General features: G+C 77.3%; 2 protein-coding genes and 1 pseudogene. All 3 read right to left on the bottom strand.

The window, feature by feature from the left end; all coding sequences use genetic code 11:
- Nucleotides 1-250: beta-ketoacyl synthase N-terminal-like domain-containing protein (locus ABZX30_RS38010; RefSeq protein ID WP_355942996.1), on the bottom strand; the 250-nt coding region annotated here is incomplete at its 3' end.
- 561 nt (nucleotides 251-811) lie between these two features.
- Nucleotides 812-2080, bottom strand: coding sequence for an SGNH/GDSL hydrolase family protein (locus tag ABZX30_RS38005; protein WP_355942992.1), 1269 nt, complete (start codon nucleotides 2078-2080; stop codon nucleotides 812-814).
- 70 nt (nucleotides 2081-2150) lie between these two features.
- A pseudogene (locus ABZX30_RS38000) lies at nucleotides 2151-2417 on the bottom strand (hypothetical protein); the annotation flags it as partial.
- Nucleotides 2418-2511: the final 94 nt, after the last annotated feature.

Genomic DNA, 2511 nt, shown 5'->3' with positions numbered 1-2511 from the left:
CCTCGCGCGGCATGATCCCGAAGACCTCGGGGTCGAACTCGTTGGCGTCGTAGAGGAATCCGCCCTGTCGGGTGTACGTCCGCCCCGCCTTCTGCGGCCGGTCCCGGCGGCGCGGTGCCCGCGCCGAGCCGCCGGCGGATGCGCTCGCCGGGCCGGTCGCCGGGTTCCCCGTCGCGCGGGTCGACCGGGCGGTCGTCCGGCGGACCGCCGACCGCTCCCGCCGCCGAGGCGAACCGGTCGTCCAGGGAATCGGCCGCGGCCGTGGACCCCGTGTCCGGGGTGGAGTCGTCGTACAACTGCCGCCACCAGTCGTCCTCGTGACGGGTGGGCCTGCCCCCCTGCTGGTTCATGCCCCTGATTGTCCACCGACCGGGCCGGATGAAAACGGGGCATCCAGAAAATCCTGCGCACGTCACCGCCGCGAACGGTGTGCCGAGTGCGCCCTTGAACGACCTTACCCGGTAACGGAGTTGCCCAGGGGGACGGACGGGCCGCCGGGCGGTCCCACCCCCCACGGGAAGACCGCCCGGCGACGACGGGAGTGACCCGGCCCCAGATCCCCTTCGCGCGCCGACGCACGTCGTGGGCCCGGGTCACCGTCTGCGCGGCCGGGTCCGGGCGACCCGGACGGCCGGTTTGTATGGTGACCGGCTTCCCTGGCAACCGGCTGTGAACCCGGCCGCGGTGCTCACACCTTGGCAGAGTGACCGGTGGTACCGCGATGACCCGCCGGGGCGGCTGTGCGCCACGGCCGGTTTCCGCCAGGGTCGCAACCGCCGCGAGGGCGCTCACGGGTGCCGGCGGTCAGTGCTCACGGGGCTGGGCGGCCCCGGACGCCTACGCCGCGGGGCGTCCCGGCGGGCCGCCGCAGCAGGGCGGCCAGGTCGACCGCGCGGGCCAGCGTCCGCGCGCCCGCGTCGTTGAAGTGCAGGTGGTCGCCGCAGTCGTAGGCGGGCCGGATCCGCTGCGGCCGGGCCGGGTCACGGACGGCCGCGTCGAAGTCGGCGACGGCGTCGAAGGCGCCGCCCGTCCGGATGAAGGCGTTGACCCGCTCGCGTACCGCCTCCCGTGCCGCCGTGAAGGCGCCGTGGCCGCCGTACGGCGTGAGGGTGGCCCCGACGACCAGGATCCCGCGGGCGTGCGCGCGGGCCACGATCGTCCGGTAGGCGTCCTCGAAGGCGGGCACGTCGCCGGAGTGCGGGGTGCCCTTGATGATGTCGTTGATGCCCTCCAGCACGATCAGCGCCCGCGCCCCGGCCCGGGCCAGGGCGTCGGCGTCGAGCCGGGTCAGGGCGCTGGGCCCGGTGCCGTCGCGCAGCAGGCGGTTGCCGGCGACCCCGGCGTTGAGGACGCCCGGGCGGCGGCCCGGGGGCAGGCCGCGGAGACGTTCGGCGAGCCGGTCGGGCCAGCGGTGGTTGGAGTCGGGGGTGGTGCAGGTGCCGTCGGTGAGGGAGTCCCCGAAGGCGACGACGCTGCCGGCGGCCGGGCCGCGGACGTCGACGCCGGTGACGTAGTACCACTGGCCGGTGACGACCGGATACGCGCTGCCGTCCTCGGCCGCGGCCACCCCGTCGCCGCCGGGGGCGGCATAGCCGGTCTGCAGGGCGGTGCGGTGGTACGTGACGGGGCCGGCCACGCTGGGCGTGTGGACCGTCACGAGCAGGTCGGCGGCGGCCGGTACGGCCAGCGGCACCGGGTCGGTGACCAGGTCCCTGCCCGGCGGCACGGTGACGGTCCGGGCACCGTCGAAGGTGGCGGTGCGCATCGAGCCGGGCACCGCGTCCGGGCCGCCCGCCCGCCGCAGGGCGACCGTGACCGCGCCGAGCCTGAGCGGCACGGTGCCGAGCCGGTTGCTCAGGCGCACCCGCAGCACCCGTCCGCCGACGCTCAGGTGCACCACGTTGCGGATGGTGAGGCCGGGCGGCGCGGACGCGGTACCGGAGGGTGCGGCCTCCCAGCTGCCGGTCCAGGCGGGCGGCACGGCCGGCGCCGGGGGGCCGGCGGCACCGGTCCCGGCCGTCGCCGCCGTGCCCGCCAGCGTCAGGAGCACCGCCGCGAGGACCCGCCCGGAGCCGACCATGTGCGCCCGCCTTTCCCGCAGATCCGCCGGAGGCGAAGGTGCCACACCCGCCCCGCGCGCGGACGGAACATCACCGCCGGACCACCCGCACGGCCGAGCGCTCAGGGCCGGCCGGCGCCAGCCCCCCGCGGCTCCACTCCCGCGCCGCCGCCAGGTGCTGGACGGCGTAGGACCGCCAGGGCCGCCAGGTGTCCGGGAGGCAGGTGCCCGGCGGGGCCACATCGGGGTCGCCCAGGGCGCGGGCGCGGACGACGGCGACGACGGCCGGGTCGAGGCCCGGCAGGGCGAGCAGCGCCGCCTCGGCGTCCTCCCGGTCGGCGCCCGGGTCCAGCCGTACGGGGCTTCGACGACGTCCGGGCTGTGACGCTCGTTCATGCGGCGGCCTCCGCGGGCCGCTCCCCGGCCATCATCAGGCCGAGTGTCTGCCTGGG

It is taken from the genome of Streptomyces sp. NPDC004542 (genome assembly GCF_040610035.1).
In the GTDB taxonomy this organism is placed as follows: domain Bacteria; phylum Actinomycetota; class Actinomycetes; order Streptomycetales; family Streptomycetaceae; genus Streptomyces.
This window is presented reverse-complemented; position numbering and strand designations above follow the sequence as displayed.

Coding starts and splice junctions, on each gene's coding strand:
- ABZX30_RS38005 (WP_355942992.1), bottom strand. CDS start 2,080: ATGGTCGGCTCCGGGCGGGTCCTCGCGGCGGTGCTCCTGACGCTGGCG.